The sequence below is a fragment of the Streptomyces sp. NPDC046215 genome, assembly GCF_040646215.1.
GTDB classification, from domain to species: domain Bacteria; phylum Actinomycetota; class Actinomycetes; order Streptomycetales; family Streptomycetaceae; genus Streptomyces; species Streptomyces stramineus.
Genome location: NZ_JBEYZW010000039.1, coordinates 38432 through 53450 on the forward strand (window position 1 = coordinate 38432; position 15019 = coordinate 53450).

The following is a 15019-nucleotide window of genomic DNA, read 5'->3' on the forward strand; positions in this document are numbered from 1 at the left end:
TTTCCGTCCGTCAGAAGCCGGTGTCTTTCTGCTGCGGCAGATTCCGCAGCCATACCTCGCAGGCGATCGTGGAATAGAGGACGGCGTCCTGGAGACCGGGCGTCGAAGGCCTTTGCGCCAGCGCCCGCAGCGTGCCGGCGTCCACCAGTCCCCTGCGGGCCAGGTGCGAGTCCTCCCACAGAGCCATCAGGTCGCCGCGGTGCTCGCGCAGCCCGTTGGAGGCGTCCATCGAGGCATGGGCCTTGTTCGAGCGTTCCAGGCACACGTCCGGGACGACGCCGCGCATGGCGGTGGCCAGCAGGGGCTTGTACGTCCAGGGGGTGACGCGCTCGGCGGGGTCGACCGCCAGGCATTCCTCGATCACCCGGTCATCGAAGAACGGGGAGGCCATCGGCACCCCTGCCCGGGCGGCCATCCTGTCCCACTGGCGGACGATCCGCGTGCAGATCCGGATCTGCTCCAAGTCACCGTGCATGCCGCGGTCGGGGTGCAGGGGGACGGCGTCCCGGGCGGCCTGGCGCAGGACGCGGGTCACCGTGTGTGCCGCTTCGGGCGTGACCCAGTGAAACAGGCGGGGCGGGGTGCCCCAGCCCAGGGCGCCGCCCGCCCCGGGCGGCAGCGGGTCACGCAACCGCGCGCCCGAGGAAGCGAGCCACCTGTCGTACGGGCGGGAGTCGGCCAGGGCCCGTGCGGTGTCACCGAGCGACCACTGGAAGAGGGTCTTGAAACCGCGTAACTGCCGCAGGGCGAACAGTGGACGGGTGCGTATCAGGCGGTGGTAGTAGGCCTCGGAGCACCAGGCCACGTGATCGCCGCCGATGCCGGTCAGGTGCAGCCGGCTGCCGCGCCGGGCGAGGCCCGGGAGGTGGTGGAGGGCCCGTGCCCGGTCCATCACTCCGATGGACGGCTCGTCCATGAGGTCGTCGATGCCGAGCAGGTCGGTGTAGACCAGCGGGGCTTCATCGGGGTCCCAGACGACGTGCTCGACGTCCGGGAGGAAGTCGGCGGCCTTCCGGGCCCAGGCCAGGTCGCTGTCCGCGGGATCGCGTCCCGGCCAGGTGCTGGCCACGACGTGGGCGGGTGAGGCGGCCGCCAGGAAGCAGACCGAGGTGGAGTCGAGCCCTCCGGAGAGATCGCAGCTGACCACTCCGCCGGCGCCCGTACGGGCCCCGACGGCCTCCGCCAGCGCCTGCCGCACCCGAGGGGCTCCGCGGGCCAGCGACCGTGTCGGTTCGGGCGGCGTCCACCAGCGCGATCGTCTGACCGTCCGCCCGTCGGGGGCGATGACCAGCGCTTCCTCCGGGGGGACGGCGGTGACGTCGCGCCACAGCGACGTCTCGTGGAGCGGGTGGGGGACGGGCCACAACAGCCGGGTGGCGAGCTGTTCCTCGTCCAGCCCCGAGCCGATCGCGGCGGCGAGGACATCGGCCCGGGTGGCGGCCGCCCGGACGCCGCCGACCAGGGCGTGGAAGACGAGGCGCAGGCCGGACGCGGTCCCCTGCACGCGCGACCGGCCGTCGAGCGTCGCCATGAGGTGGAAGCTGCCGGGCCATCGCCGGGCCAGTGCGTCGAGTTCGGTGAGGTCGCGCATCCGGGCGGCGTGCCGCTCCAGCTCGGCGGGGTCGACCGGGCAGCAGCCCACGACCGCGATCGCGGCCCGGCCCGCCCGTGCCGCGACGATCTCCTGGTCGCTCCACCGGCCGATCAGCCAGGGACGGCCCGAGGCGTGGTCAAGGGTTCGGGTGTCGGTGCGGGGGAAGAAGCGGGCCGCGGCGAGCGCGTCCGCGCAGTCCGGCAGGACCACGAAGTGCGCGTCACCGGGGCCCGCTCCCCCCGTCTCAGAGGACGGTGGCATGGCGTCGAATCAGCCGGCCGGCGCCTTAGTTCTTGCTGAGGATCAGACGGTCGTTGCCGCTGGACCGCAGCAGCCCGGTCTTCTTGCGGAAGGTGCCGAGCTGGACGAGCGTCGGGGCTTCGTACGCCTTCTTCATGACGTCTCCTCAGAGTCGATGAACCTGTCACCCTGACCAATTCGGGGGCCGACGTACTCGACCCCGGAATCGGCGGAACTCGCGCAATTTAGAGCCGCGAGCCAGGGCGTTGAGCGTATGAACATACTAGCCAGGCCCCGGGGAGACGCCGCAACCCCTGTCGGGAATTAGCCGTCCCGGAAAATCCCGGCAATATCATCGGGGGATACGGCTGATGCGTGGGCGATTACCGACCCCTTGCGAGGAAGAAAGGCTCGCACGCCAGTACAGCGAGAAACGGACGCACATTCATATTCGGTTTTTCTATTCGATAGTTGCGCGCCCAGGCCCGAGCCCGGTGGCCACCGGCGCCGCGCTCAGTCGTGATCTCCAGCCTTCTCGGCGTCCTTCTGCGCCTGCGGGCTGGGGGTGAGGGCGTCGCCCGCTTCGCCGTCGTGCTTGATGTCGCGCCTCGCCCTGTTCCCCGCCTTCGCTTCCGCGTTGCGGACCGCTTCGGAGAGTTCCTCGAGGGCCCTGTTGCCGCTGTTGTCCTTGTGGCGGTGTGCTCCCATGCGGGGTCCTTTCGTGTCGTGCGCGCGCCGGTCTTAGCCGCTCCCGGGGAAAGCCCTGGTGCCCGGGGCGGAGCGGCCGGGGGACCTCGCTCGGCCGGCGCGCCGCGTGGGTGGAGTGAGGGACGACTCCCGGGTACCCCGTGTTGCGCACGCGTACGCCTGCGCACCTGTGGACACTGCCGCGTCGGGGCGGGAACGGAAGGCCACCGCCACGACACGGCCCGCTCCGGCCGCTCGCTACGGGTTGACGTCCGGCCGGAGCCGCTGCGTCAGGCGGCGGGCTTCAGCGAGCAGGGAGCCGACCTGTTCCAGCGCGGCTGTGTCCGGAGTGGCCGACGCGGCCCGTTCGAGCAGCCGTTTCTGCAGATCGCCGTGGGCGGCCTCGACCTGCCGCAGCCTGCGCTCCAGGTCCTGCCGGGCCTCCTGCGGGTCATCGCCCGTCACCGTGGCCCCGTAGGCGCCGAGCGCCCCGGCGGCCTCGCGCAGGAAGGCCGCGTACCGCCGGATCACCTCCGCCCCGGGCATGGGGCTGTCCGCTTCGCGATCCGCCGCCTCCACCAGCGTCCGGGTGAGCCCTTGCAGATGGTCCGCCACGTGTTCGAGGGTGTGCAACGTCTCCTCGTAGGACGGCTTGAGGCGGGTGAGCCGGTTCTGGCGCCGGCGGTCGGGGTTGAGGCGCGCGCTCTCCTCACCCCACTCGATGGCCGACCGGACGGCCCGCAGCCGCCCGGGCAGCCGGCGCACCCGCCCCTGCCACCCCACCGCGTCGTCGAGCCCCCAGTCCCCGGCCACTCCGTCCGCGATCGTGGTGAGGATCTCCCGGCACTCCGCGACCACCCCGCAGATCGATTCGTGGGCGCTGCGCAGGTACACCGGGGGCAGGACGAGCGCGTTCACGGTCACTCCGACGGCCGCGCCCAGGAGCGCCGCCAGCACCCGGTCGGTCGCGATCTCCACCGACCACTCGCCTCCGGCCAGCGTGAAGAGGGCGGAGGTGGCCCCGGCGATGCCCTGGTCGCCGAACCGCTGCCAGTTGCCGATCAGCAGGGCCAGGGGCAGGACGAGCGCCATGGCGGGCACGGGGTCGCCCAGCAGCATGCCGCCGGCCGTCGCCAGGACGGTCCCCACCAGGATCGCGACCGTCTGCTGCGCCGCCCGGGCCACCGACCGGTAGACCGTCGTCTGGACAAGGAGAACGGCGACCCACGGAGCCATGAGGGCCAGAGTGTTCCGCAGCAGCCACGCGGCGAGGGACCACGCGACGACCGCGGCGAGGGTGGCCTTGAGGGCCAGCACCGTCAGATCGCGCTCCCGGCCGGGCCCCCGCCACGCCCGAGCCACGGACCTCGCGATCTCGGCGGACTCTCCGTGCAGCTGCCATCCCACGGCTCTCATGGCTTGTTTCATATGATCTCTGTGCCACGCGGGCGGTATTCCATGTCGCCTTTTCGCGAACGCCGGGCACGGGGGCCGCCGCGGCCTGCCTCGGCGGTCAGCCGGTCGCATCGGACGCTTTGCCGCGCTCCGGGTGGTGACGTACGCCGGTGATCGGGGAACCCGTCCTCCATGTCAGCTCGTCAGCAGTACCAGGTGGCGGCGTCCGGTCAGTGGCAGGACGAGGAGGACGGGCGCAGGCTGCCCGCGGGAGAGGTGCACGCCTGGGTGCCGGGCACGAACCAGAGCGTGTGCGGGCTCTCGCTCCACAAATCCCGCCTTCTGCGGTTCCCGCACATCGTGTGGCCGGACGTCCTCCCCGAGTCCGGCGGTGCCGCCGACCGCGTCCAGCGGGTCTGCCCGCGCTGCGCCTCGGTGGCCGGGCGCCGAGGCAGTGCCGCCGCACCACCGTGGCGCAGGGTGAACCCGCGCCCTTGAGCCGCCGGGCGGCCTGGTGGCACAGGGCCCGGAGCCGCACCGCACCGCACCGCCGAGGGCACATCCGGCGCGGTCCGGGGTATCCGCTCGCCATGGCGACGATTCTCGTGGGCACGTGTTCCTGGACGGACCCCGCTCTCCTTGCCGACGGCTGGTACCCGCCGGGAGCGCGGGGGCCCGAAGGCCGGCTGCGGTACTACGCGACGCGGTTTCCCGTGGTCGAGGTGGACGCGACCTACTACGGGCTCCCCAGCGCACGCAACAGCGAGCTGTGGGCGCGGCGCACCCCCGCGGAGTTCACCTTCGACGTCAAGGCGTTCGCGCCGCTGACCGGACACACCGTCAGGGCGAGGGCCCTGCCCCCCGACCTCAGGCCGCCGGGCTGCGCCCCGGAGCGGCGCCTCGCGCGCGCCGAGCTGCCGGGCGGGGTGGTGGACGAGTTGTGGCAGCGGTTCACAGCCGCCCTGCGCCCTCTGCGCGAGAGCGGAAAGCTGGGCAGCGTGCTCCTGCAACTGCCGCCCTGGGTGCGGCCGGGAGCCGGTGCGCGGGCGTACCTGGCCGAGTGCCGCGCACGCGCGCCGGAGCTGCCGCTGGCGGTCGAGTTCCGCCACCCCGCCTGGCTGGAACCCGGCGAGCGGCAGCGCACCCTGGACACCTTGCGTGCGCACCGCATGGCCTCGGTGGCCACGGACACCGCGCAAACCGTTTCCGGCGCCATGCCCCCGGTCTCCGAGGTCACCTGCCCGGACCTCGCGGTGGTGCGTTTCCACGGGCGCTCCCCGTCGTGGGGAACGGGCAGCAAGGAGGACCGCTTCCGCCACCGCTACACCGAGGGCGAACTGGCTCCGTGGACCCGGCGGATCCAACGGCTGGCCCGGCTCGCGGAGGAGGTCCACGTCCTGTTCAACAACTGCTGCGGCGACGCCGCGGTCAGCGCCGCCTCCGCCATGCGGCGCCTGCTCACGGCCACTGCCGGCCCCGAGGACACGGCGGTGGTCCGAGGCGGCACGCCCGCGGCGCACGGGTGCGTACCGTCCGACGCGTCGCCCCGGGGCCCGGGGCAGCCCACTCTCTTCTGACACCCGTCACCGCCGGAAGGGACACCGCCGGGCCCGGGCCGCCGGGTCGCGACGCCGCTACCCCGGTCGGCCGTTCTGCGCGGCGTCGAGGTTGGCGGTGAGCCGCTCCAGCAGCCCGCGCAGCGTGATGATGTCGTCCAGCGGCATCCCGGCCGCCTCGGCGATCCGGCGTGGCACGGACAGAGCCCGCTCGCGCAGCGCCTCCCCCTCCGCCGTGAGCCGTACGGTGACCGAGCGCTCGTCCTCGGCGCTGCGCTCGCGCCGCAGCAGACCCGCCGATTCGAGCCGCTTGAGCAGCGGGGAGAGCGTCCCGAAGTCGAGCCGCAGCCGCTCCCCGACGGCCTTGACCGGCTGGGGGCCGTGCTCCCAGAGGACCATCATCGCCAGGTACTGCGGATAGGTGAGGGAGAGGTCCTTGAGGGCACTGCGGTAGACGCCGCCGAAGGCCCGCGACGCCGCGTGCAGCGAGAAGCAGATCTGGTGGTCGAGGCGGAGCAGCTCCGCGTCGTCCGGCAGCGGGAGGGGCGGCGTCGTCATGGTTCCAGGGTAGCCGCTGCCCGATTAGATTGTGCACAACTTAATTGTGTGCGATGCTTCTGGTGTGCGGCGGGCGGACCCCGCCCGCCGAACCGACTCGAAGGGACCTTCCATGGACGCGCTGTACACCGCTGTCGCCACCGCCAACGGCCGCGAGGGCCGGGCCGTGAGCACGGACGGGCAGATCGACCTGGCCCTGGCCATGCCCCCGGCGCTCGGCGGAGACGGCCGGGGCACCAACCCGGAGCAGCTCTTCGCCGCCGGTTACGCGGCCTGCTTCGCCAGTGCGCTCGGGCTGGTCGGCCGCCAGGCGAAGGTCGACACCAAGGACGCCTCCGTCACCGCCGAGGTCTCCATCGGCAAGGAGGGCCCGGGCTTCGCGCTCGCCGTCACCCTCCGCGTCGAGCTCCCGGCCGGCCTCGCGGGCGAGACGGGCACCCGGCTCGTGGAGCAGGCGCACCAGGTCTGCCCGTACTCCAACGCCACCCGCGGCAACATCGAGGTCAACCTCGTCATCGAGTAGGACCGGGCGGGGCCCGTGCGCGGGCGGGAGTCTCGTGCGGTCAGCACGGGGCGGGGTTCAGGAAGCGCCGGAACGCAGGGTGTCCGAGGACCAGCGCCCTGCCGCGGCCGAGGTTCGCCTCCAGGCCGGAGCCGTCCACCTGGTGGATCAGCCAGTCCCACTGTCCGGCCAGCCGCCGGAAGACCTCGACCGTCTCCTGCTGCAACCGCAGGTAGGCGGCCTCGCCGCTGTCGCCCGCCACGCGGTAGTCCTCCAGGAGTCCGACGTGCCCGGACTGGGCCGTGCGCCACCGGAAGGCCAGGTCCAGCGGTCCGTCGACGAGGACGCCGACGTCCGGCTGGAAGAGGCGGCCGCCGAAGACGTCCTCGGCCATGGCCTGCATCCGGTCCAGGAGCGGGGACCAGGCGGGGTCGTCCCCGGCGATGCGCCGGCACACGAGGAGTTTCTTGAGCACCTGCTTGAAGGGGAACGTCTCCTGGAGCACCACTTCGCCCCGCTCCAGGGCGGGCTCGACGGCGTCTCCGGCGAGGAGGACGCCGCCGGCCAGGCCCACCAGGGCGGAGGCGAGCGGGCCCGCGGGGCCGACGCCGCGCAGCTCCGTCCGCGCGAGGGCCGCCTCCCCGTCGCCGGAGGCCCATTCCGCGTAGTCACGGGGCAGGCTCAGGGGGCCCGAGTCCGACCGGGCCCGGCCGACGAGCGTACGGAACGCCTCCAGCCACAGTTCCTGGAGACCGTCCACGGGCCAGGAGGTGTCCGGTTCCCCGATGAGCCGGCGCCAGGACACCCGGCGCACCGTGACGCCTTCGGACTCCAGGGATTCCGCAAGAAAATCCACCAGTGTGGACTTGCCGATGCCGTCGGCACCGAGGAACGAGACGAGAATGCCGCGCACGGGTCACACCCTTTCCATTTCCGCGTCATGAGCTTCCGCGCCGTGACCTTCCGCGTCGTGAGCGGGGCGACGCGGGGCGGTTCTTCCGTGCGAGCGTGACAAGGAAGCAGGGGGCGGTGGCCGGTGGGGCTCCACGGACGTCATGACGCCTCCTCCCCCAGCGCGTCGAGTTCCCGCAGCGCCGTGTCGTACTGCTCCTGCGTCACGGCCTCGCCCGCCACCAGGAGGTAGTCCCCCACCGGGGTGAGCAGCAGGGCGCCGTCCCCGTAGTGGTGGACGCAGGAGCGGTCCCAGTGCGCACGCCCGTCGACACGTCTCAGCGGCATCCCGTACAGCGGTGCGCCGGTCGCGAGAGCCGCGCGAACCCCGGTGACGGGGCCCCGGGGCGCCGGGAGGGCGGCGCGGCGAGCCAGCTCCTTCCGCTCCCCCGGCTCCAGGGCCGGGCCGAGGCCGTCGAGGTGCCCGAGCGGTACCCGCTGTGCGGCGTAGTCCAGCAGTTCCCGCAGCTCGGGGGCCAGGTGGTAGGCGGCCGCCGCGAAGAGGACGCCGTCCGGGGACGGCAGCTCGGCCTTTCCGAGCATGTGGATGTCGACGGCGTCCCGCGGGTGGAAGGGGCGCTGGAACCGCTCCTCGGCCAGAGCCAGCAGGCATGCGGTCAGCGGGTCGGCGGGCATGGCGCGCCGGACGGGGACGGTCGTGTCGTCACCGACCAGGGCGGCCGTGGCGACCTCGACGCGGAGTTCGGGGTCGAGCAGCGGGTCCTCGGGCTGCCAGGTCAGGGTCACCACCACATGGCGGACCGGCGCGCCCAGCACGGAGACGCCCACGTACTGCGGGGTGTCCTCCGCCAGCAGCCGGACCGTCCGCCACAGGTCGGCCTCGCCGTCGGCGACCAGGTCCAGGTCACCCGTCGGGCGGAGCAGCCCTTCGGGGTAGGTACGGGCCAGCAGCGGTCCCTTGATGACCCGTACGGGCACCTGGCCGGTGACCCGGGCGAGCACGTCCTCGTAGTGACGGGCGCGCCGCCAGGCCCGGGCCAGCTCCTCGCGGGCCGCCTCGCTCATGGGGAAGCCCTCCCGGTCCAGCGCGGACAGCACGAGGTAGGGCAGGGTGTAGTGCGCCTTGCGGGCGGCGAAGTACAGCCGCCCGGGCCCCTGTTCGGGGCACACGCCCAGCGCGTCGTACAGCATCGCGAGGTCCATCTCACGCACCGCCCTTGTCGTGGTTCCGCCGCCGGAGGTCGTGACCGGCCGCGCCGCGGGCCGCGGGGGGTGCCGCGATCCGGTCGGCGTGCCCCGCGGGATGGGCGGCGTGCCCCGCGGGATGGGCGACGTGCCCGGTCAGCGGGGCTCCCGCCCGGTGGGCGCGGGTCTTCGTGATGTCCGTCAGCGCGCGGGTGCCCGCGCCTCGCGGTGCGTCCGGCTCCTCGTCCAGCAGGTCGACGAGGTCGGCGAAAGCGCGGTCGGCCGCCGGGGCGTGAGATGCGCACAGCCGCGTGCCGTGACCGGCCGGGCCGTCTCCACGGCAGGCCGCGCAGGAGACGCGGCCGGGGCCGGCCGGGGCGCCTCGGCCGGCGCTGCCGCGGGCCAGGAGGCCGGAGGGCCCGCCCGGCCCGGCCGGGCGGAGGGTGAAGGGAGCCGCCGGCCGCCCGTCCGCAGCGGACGGTGTGCGGCGGAGCCCCGCCGCCGTGGCCGCGGCGACGTCGCGGGGGGAGGCCGCCGGAGCGGCGCCGGTGCTCATGCCGCCTCCGGGCGGACCACGGTGACGAGGCCGTCGCGCAGTGCGGACGCCGCGGCGCGGACGTCGTCCCGGGTGACGGCGGCGATCTTCCCCAGTTCGCCGTCGAGATCCCAGGGGCCGTCCTGGGAGAGCGCGTTGGACGCGAGCAGCCGCGCGTGTTCCAGGGGCGTCTCGGTGTCGCGCAGCAGACGCATGCGGGCATGCCGGCGGGCGGCTTCGAGGTCGGCGTCGGTGGGGCCGGCCGTGGCCAGCGCGTCCAGTTCCCTGGTGACGACGGCGACGGCCTCGGGGCCGTTGCCGCTCTCCACGCCGATCAGGACGCGCCAGGCGCCCGCTTCCGTGTAGCCCCGGTCCCACGCCTGGAAGGAGGACGCGAGGCCCGCGCCCACGCGGAGTTCGCGGTAGAGCACCGAGGAGGCGTGTCCGCCCAGGAGGTTCGCCAGCACCGTGTAGCGGTGCCGGCCGGTGTCGGTCAGGGCGGTGGAGCGGCCCCCCACCGCCACCCAGGCGAAGGCGTCGGGCCAGGCAGGGCCGGCGGGACGGGCCGGGCCGGGCAGGACCGGCGGGCGCGGCGTCCCGGCGGCGGGCGGCGCGTGCCCGGTGGCGTTCAGCCCGGCGGGCATCCGGGGGCCCACCACGGCCAGGGCCATGGGGCTGGTGAGCAGCGCGTCGCGGTGTACGCGTCTCACGCCTTCGAGGTCCATGGCGGCGACCCCGGCGGCCGTGCCGCCCACGGGCCGGCCCAGGGGGTGGTCCGGGAAGAGCGCGGAGAGGAAGGCGTCCTGGACGGTGTCCATCGGGTCCGCCGCGGCGGCCTCGATCTCCCGGAGCACGGCGGCCCGTTCGGTGTCGAAGGTCGCGGCGTCCAGCTCGGGCGTGAGCACGGCGCGCAGCAGCAGGTCCACGACCTCGTCCGCGTCGTCCGCGTCGACCTGGGCGGAGAAGAGCATCTGTTCCGGGCCGGTCTCGGCGTTGACGCTGCCGCCCAGCCTCTCGATGTGCTGCGCAAGGGGCCCGACGCCGGAGACGGGGGCGGACATCAGCAGGTGCTCCAGCACGTGGGCCAGACCGCCGCGGTCCGCCGGGTCGTGGCGGGCACCGTAGGCCACCCCGAGGCAGACGCTCGTCGTCCTGAACCGGCCGTCGACCGCGGTGACGACCGATATGCGGTCAGCAGGTGTCATCAGTTTCCTTGCACAGAGAATCTTGCACAGAACAGAGAAGCGCGGAGAATGCCGCGGCGGCGTGTCACGTATCGGAGACCCGCGCCGGTCGAGGAGAATGCCGGCCCGTATTTCTTGGGTGGCCTTTCCTCTTGACGGGATTTTCGCCTCCCGCGCAGATGTTGATCAAGAGGGTGCCGGATTCTTCGCCCATGGACGGCACGGGCCGTTGCCGGGCATGGATAAACCGCCCGGACCACTGCCCCGGGCGGTTGGCCGATCCTTTTCCCTGCCGATGGTTTTCGCCGATGGTTCGCCGGCCGGAAGGCGGCGCGTGCTGCCGCGCGCCCGTCCGCTCAGTAGGGGTAGCGGTCGGGCTTGTCCGTCCACGCGTCGTAGGCGTGGGCGCCGAGCTCGGGGTGGAGCTGCTCGATCTTGATCCGGCGTTCCCCGAACGGCTTCTTGAAGTCCTCGTACTGGAACGAGTCGTCGAAACCGATGCGCCGGGTGTCCTCCGCGGAGCAGCTGAAGTACACGGCGTCGATGCGGGACCAGTAGATGGCGCTCATGCACATCGGGCACGGGGCGCCGCTGACGTAGAGGGAGCACCCCAGGAGCATCCGGGCCCGCTCGGGCTCCGGGTCCGGCGAGCCTTCGGCGCGGGGCACCAGCTCCAGCGTGCTCTGGTCGCGGTGCTCCGCGGCGATCGTCGGCGCCTCGGGGTTGAGGTGCTGCACGGCCTTGCGGATGGCCTCGACCTCGGCGTGGGCCGTGGGGTCTCCGGTCAGGAGGACCCGGTTCTGGCCCCGCGCGATGATGTCCCCGCCGCGGGTGATCACCGCGCCGAAGGGGCCGCCCCAGCCGTTCTCCACGGACTCGGTGGCCAGGCGTACCGCCTCGGTGATGAGCTCTTTGTGTTCCGTCACGGAGTCTCCGATCGGCGTGGATTCCCTTGAGTCAGCGTTCGAGGCCCAAAGGCGCGCCTGCCCCGGCACCGGTTCAGGAAAACGCGGGCCGTTTTCCGATTCTCCGGGACCGGCCGGTGGAATGCCGACAATACCCCTCTCCCTGCACGCATTCCGCAGAGAAAGCCGACTCGCGGGAATGCAGGGTGCCCGGGCCCGGGCGATGTCGCGCCGTGCCCCGGGTTTCCCGGCCGGCCGGGCGCCCTCCCCCGGGTGGGGCCGCGGGAGGGCGTCCGGCCGTCTTCGTCCCGGCTCCCCTGAGGGCCGGTCAGAAGTCGTAGGGCTTGGCGGTGTTCCAGTTGGTGACGTCCGCGTCGGACCAGGAGAACTTCGACGGCAGGTCCTTCTCGTCGAAGGAGTCCAGCTCGGTCGCCGGGCCGGTGTCGCCCGTCACGTCCCGCATGGCGATGCTGAAGCCGAGCGCGGTGTGCGGCGCGGCGTCGTCGGTGAAGAGGTTCACGGCCGAGTAGACCTTGCCGCCGGGCCGGACCGTGACGCGGGTGGCGCCGCCGGGGGCGTCCTTGGGGGAATGGCCCAGGACGTTGGCGGTGTCACCGAGGATGACGGACGGGTACGACGTGACCCAGCACGGCTCGGCGTCCGCGTTGGTCGCCGTGATGAGCAGGTGCTCTCCCTGCTGTCCGGCGAAGCGGTGCAGGACGGAGTAGGACATCTCGTCGCCGTTGCACTGCCGGGTGCCGGTGTCGGCGGCCCGGGCCGCGCCGCTGAGCACCACGCCGCCCTTCGCCTCGGCGCCGGCCGAGCCGGTGAAGGCCGTCAGTGACAGGGCCAGCGCGGCCGTGGTGGTGGCGGTCAGGGCGGCGGTACGGATACGAGGTGTACGCATGAGGATGCACTCCGGGTGGTGGTGTGGCTTCTGCGGCGTCGTGCTGCTCTGCTCACCAGTGTGGAGAGGCCCGCTGGCGTCCGGCTCACGCGGCGCTGACGTCTCGCTGACGCGCCAGCGCCGCCTCGTACCGGACCCGGAATCCCTCGTCCGCCGAGACCCGCAGCAGCGCGCCCAGCGCCTGGACCGCGCCCTCGTCAAAACCGCACGCCTCCGCCTCCCGCGCCGCCACGCCGAGCCGGCGGATGCCCTCGGCCTCGTCCCCGAGCCCCAGCAGGGCCTCGCCCATGGCCACCAGCAGCAGGACCCGAGCCGCGGGCGCGGTGCCCGACAGGTCCTCAAAGGCGAGCGCCTCGGCCGCCGTGTCGAGGGCCGACTGCCACTCCCGGGCCTCCAGCCGGTGCCGCGCGAGGTGGTGCAGGGCCAGGCGCTCGGTGTGCCGGTCCCCGGCCTCCCGGGCCAGCACCACCGCCTGCTCGCACCCCTGCGCGGCCTCCGCCGGGCCGCCCAGGGCCGCCTGTGCCAGGGAGAGGTTGACCAGCGCGGTCGCCTCACCGCCCAGGTCGCCCGCCCGGGCCGCGAGCGCGGGGGCGGCCTCAAGGCAGTGCAGGGCCTCCACGGTGCGCCCCTCCTCCGTCAGCACCCAGCCCAGCAGGGCCAGCACCCGCGACTCGGCGGCCGGGTCGGCCTCGGCCCGCGCCGCCTCCAGCGCGCTCTCCAGGAGGGGGGTCCAGCCGTCCAGCACCCGCCACACCATCAGCGGCCACAGGGCCAGAACGATCCGCCACGTCCTGCTGTGCAGTCCGGCGGTGCGCGCCGCGGCCGCCGCCAGCGTGAGGTCGTCGCGCTCGGTCACGTACCAGGTCATGGCGTCGGTCCGGTCCGTGAACTCCCGTACGGCGGCGGGCACGCGGAAGTCCGCCGGCAGCGGGAAGCACTCCTCGTCGCCGGGCTCGGCCACGGCCACCGCGGCGAGGGCGGTGGCGATGTAGTGGTCGAGCACGCGGGTGACGGCGTCGGGCCCGGCGTCCAGGCCACGCGCGTAGAGCCGTACGAGGTCGTGCAGGGTCCAGCGGCCCGGCGCGGTCTCGGTGACGAGGTGCGCCGTGGCGAGCCGGTCCAGCGCGGCCTCCGCCGTGACCGGGTCCGTGCCCGCCAGGGCCGCGGCGGCGTACCGGTCGAAGTGCACCCCGGGGTGGCGGCCGAGGTGGGCGAAGTGGCGGGAGACGTGCTCGGGGAGCTGGCGCACGCTGAGCCGCAGGGCCGCGCGGACGCCGGTGTCCTCGACGTCCAGCAGGCTGAGCCGGCGGGTCGTGTCGGACAGTTCGGTGTTCATCGCCGACAGGGCCCACCCCGGCCGGTCCGCCAGCCTGGCCGCCGCGACCCGCAGCGCGAGCGGCAGCCCGCCGCACAGCTCGGCCATCCGCCGCGCGGCCACCGGCTCCGCGAGCACCCGCTCCTTGCCGAGCACCCCGGCGAGGAGCGCCGTGCCGTCCTCCGGGCCGAGGATGTCCACGGGCACGGGGCGGGCGGCGTCGGTGGCGATCAGTCCCCCCAGCCGGTTCCGGCTGGTGACGACGGTGACGCAGCGGGGGCCGCCCGGCAGCAGCGGTCTGACCTGCTCGGAGTCGCGCGCGTTGTCAAGTACGACGAGGAGCCGGCGGTCGGCGACGAGCGAACGGAACAGGGCCGCCGCGGCGTTCGCCGACTCCGGTATCCGCAGCGGCGCGACGCCCAGCGCCAGCAGGAACTCGCGCAGCACCTCGGCGAGGGCCGGCTCCCCCGTGTCGCCGAAGCCGCGCAGGTCGGCGTAGAGCCGGCCGCCGGGGAAGCCGGCGCTGTTGCGGTGCGCCCACTGCACCACGAGGGCGGTCTTCCCGACCCCGGCGGGCCCGGTGACCAGACAGACGGGCGCCTCGCCCGCGGCGGCCCTGGACAGGGCGACGAGCTCCGGTGCCCGCCCGTGGAATCCGCGCGGTGCGCGCGGCAGCAGATCCGCGACGGCGGTGTGGGAGGCGGCCGTTGCCGGGACCGCGGGAAGCTGGGCGGGCGCCGGCGCGGCGGGGGCCAGGGCCGGGAACGGCGCCGCGGCGGCGCCCGCCGCCACGTCGTCCTCGCCGCGCAGGGCGGCCGCGTAGGCGTCCGCCAGATCCCGGCCCGGGTCGACGCCCAGTTCGTCGGCGAGCAGCCGCCGGGTGCGGTGGAACCAGTCGAGCGCCTCCGAGCGGCGGCCCGCGCTCTGGAGCGCCCTCATCAGGGCGGCGGACAGCGATTCGCGCAGCGGGTGGGCTATCGCCTCCGCGCGCAGGACGGCCGCGGCCCGGGTGTGGTCGCCCAAGCGCGCGTAGGCGCAGGCCAGTTGCTCCACCGAGGCCAGCCGCAGTTCCTCCAGGGCATGGGCGGCCGCCTGGAGGGGCGCGCTCGGGTAGGCGTCGGCCAGCGCGGGCCCCTGCCACAGCGACAGCGCCTCCTGGTACATCGCCGCCGCGTCGGCCGGGGCGCGCCGGCCGCGGGCCAGCGTCACCAGCTCCTCGAAGCGGTGGGCGTCCAGCAGGGTGTCCGGCATCCGCAGGACGTACGCCGTGCCCTGGGTGGCCAGCTCGACGCCGTACATCCCGGCGTCGGCGGACATCAGCAGGGTGCGCAGCCGCGACACGTGGCCCTGGATGACGCCGCGGGCGCGCGGTGGCGGCTCGTGGTCCCACAGGGCCGCGGTCAGCTGCTCGACGGAGACGGGGTAGTTCGGCCTGAGCAGCAGGGCAGCGAGCAGGCTGCGTCGTTTGGCGGGTCCGAGGGGGAGATCACCGGTTCCGGTGGCGATCGACACCGTCCCAAGCAGCCGGAATTCCATCCGTCCAA

Annotated in this window: 15 protein-coding genes; 3 read left to right on the plus strand and 12 right to left on the minus strand. The window is 74.0% G+C overall.

What is annotated here, in order from left to right:
• Positions 1-10 precede the first annotated feature (10 nt).
• From ABZ951_RS18630 to ABZ951_RS18645, 4 genes are all read right to left on the minus strand, one after another.
• Positions 11-1855 (minus strand): lasso peptide isopeptide bond-forming cyclase, encoded by a 1845-nt coding sequence (locus ABZ951_RS18630; RefSeq protein WP_344093372.1) that lies wholly within the window; start codon positions 1853-1855, stop codon positions 11-13.
• 25 nt (positions 1856-1880) lie between these two features.
• Positions 1881-1991 carry a keywimysin-related RiPP gene (locus tag ABZ951_RS18635; RefSeq protein ID WP_130876455.1) on the minus strand — a complete coding sequence of 37 codons (111 nt, stop codon included), beginning with the start codon at positions 1989-1991 and terminating at the stop codon, positions 1881-1883.
• A gap of 356 nt (positions 1992-2347) precedes the next feature.
• Complete coding sequence (locus ABZ951_RS18640; RefSeq protein WP_344093365.1) at positions 2348-2542, minus strand: hypothetical protein; 195 nt, start codon at positions 2540-2542, stop codon at positions 2348-2350.
• Positions 2543-2779: 237 nt separating this feature from the next.
• Positions 2780-3937, minus strand: coding sequence for an aromatic acid exporter family protein (locus ABZ951_RS18645; protein ID WP_344093363.1), 1158 nt, complete (start codon positions 3935-3937; stop codon positions 2780-2782).
• A 171-nt stretch (positions 3938-4108) separates the two neighbouring features.
• Here ABZ951_RS18645 and ABZ951_RS18650 point away from each other — a divergent pair, with 171 nt between their 5' ends.
• Positions 4109-4414 (plus strand): hypothetical protein, encoded by a 306-nt coding sequence (locus ABZ951_RS18650; RefSeq protein ID WP_344093360.1) that lies wholly within the window; start codon positions 4109-4111, stop codon positions 4412-4414.
• 92 nt (positions 4415-4506) lie between these two features.
• Complete coding sequence (locus tag ABZ951_RS18655) at positions 4507-5493, plus strand: DUF72 domain-containing protein (protein ID WP_344093358.1); 987 nt, start codon at positions 4507-4509, stop codon at positions 5491-5493.
• Between the two features lie 57 nt (positions 5494-5550).
• Here ABZ951_RS18655 and ABZ951_RS18660 read toward each other — a convergent pair whose 3' ends face one another.
• On the minus strand, positions 5551-6030 hold the full coding sequence (locus ABZ951_RS18660; RefSeq protein WP_344093356.1) for a MarR family transcriptional regulator: 480 nt from the start codon (positions 6028-6030) through the stop codon (positions 5551-5553).
• A 112-nt stretch (positions 6031-6142) separates the two neighbouring features.
• Here ABZ951_RS18660 and ABZ951_RS18665 point away from each other — a divergent pair, with 112 nt between their 5' ends.
• Positions 6143-6553 (plus strand): organic hydroperoxide resistance protein, encoded by a 411-nt coding sequence (locus ABZ951_RS18665; protein ID WP_344093354.1) that lies wholly within the window; start codon positions 6143-6145, stop codon positions 6551-6553.
• Positions 6554-6593: 40 nt separating this feature from the next.
• Here ABZ951_RS18665 and ABZ951_RS18670 read toward each other — a convergent pair whose 3' ends face one another.
• From ABZ951_RS18670 to ABZ951_RS18700, 7 genes are all read right to left on the minus strand, one after another.
• On the minus strand, positions 6594-7445 hold the full coding sequence (locus ABZ951_RS18670) for a hypothetical protein (RefSeq protein ID WP_344093352.1): 852 nt from the start codon (positions 7443-7445) through the stop codon (positions 6594-6596).
• Between the two features lie 140 nt (positions 7446-7585).
• On the minus strand, positions 7586-8656 hold the full coding sequence (locus tag ABZ951_RS18675; protein ID WP_344093350.1) for a nucleotidyltransferase family protein: 1071 nt from the start codon (positions 8654-8656) through the stop codon (positions 7586-7588).
• Positions 8649-9185: a hypothetical protein gene (locus tag ABZ951_RS18680; RefSeq protein ID WP_361280266.1), complete on the minus strand. Its 537-nt coding sequence runs from the start codon at positions 9183-9185 to the stop codon at positions 8649-8651. The genes ABZ951_RS18675 and ABZ951_RS18680 overlap by 8 nt, the downstream gene beginning before the upstream one ends.
• On the minus strand, positions 9182-10369 hold the full coding sequence (locus ABZ951_RS18685) for a pitrilysin family protein (protein ID WP_344098134.1): 1188 nt from the start codon (positions 10367-10369) through the stop codon (positions 9182-9184). Before ABZ951_RS18685 ends, ABZ951_RS18680 begins: the two co-directional genes overlap by 4 nt.
• Before the next feature lie 335 nt (positions 10370-10704).
• The gene (locus ABZ951_RS18690) at positions 10705-11274 is read right to left on the minus strand and encodes a nucleoside deaminase (RefSeq protein WP_344098135.1); all 570 of its coding nucleotides are present in this window, start codon (positions 11272-11274) and stop codon (positions 10705-10707) included.
• A gap of 307 nt (positions 11275-11581) precedes the next feature.
• Positions 11582-12160, minus strand: coding sequence for a DUF4232 domain-containing protein (locus tag ABZ951_RS18695; protein ID WP_344098136.1), 579 nt, complete (start codon positions 12158-12160; stop codon positions 11582-11584).
• Positions 12161-12245: 85 nt separating this feature from the next.
• Positions 12246-15011 (minus strand): BTAD domain-containing putative transcriptional regulator, encoded by a 2766-nt coding sequence (locus ABZ951_RS18700; RefSeq protein WP_361280268.1) that lies wholly within the window; start codon positions 15009-15011, stop codon positions 12246-12248.
• Positions 15012-15019: the final 8 nt, after the last annotated feature.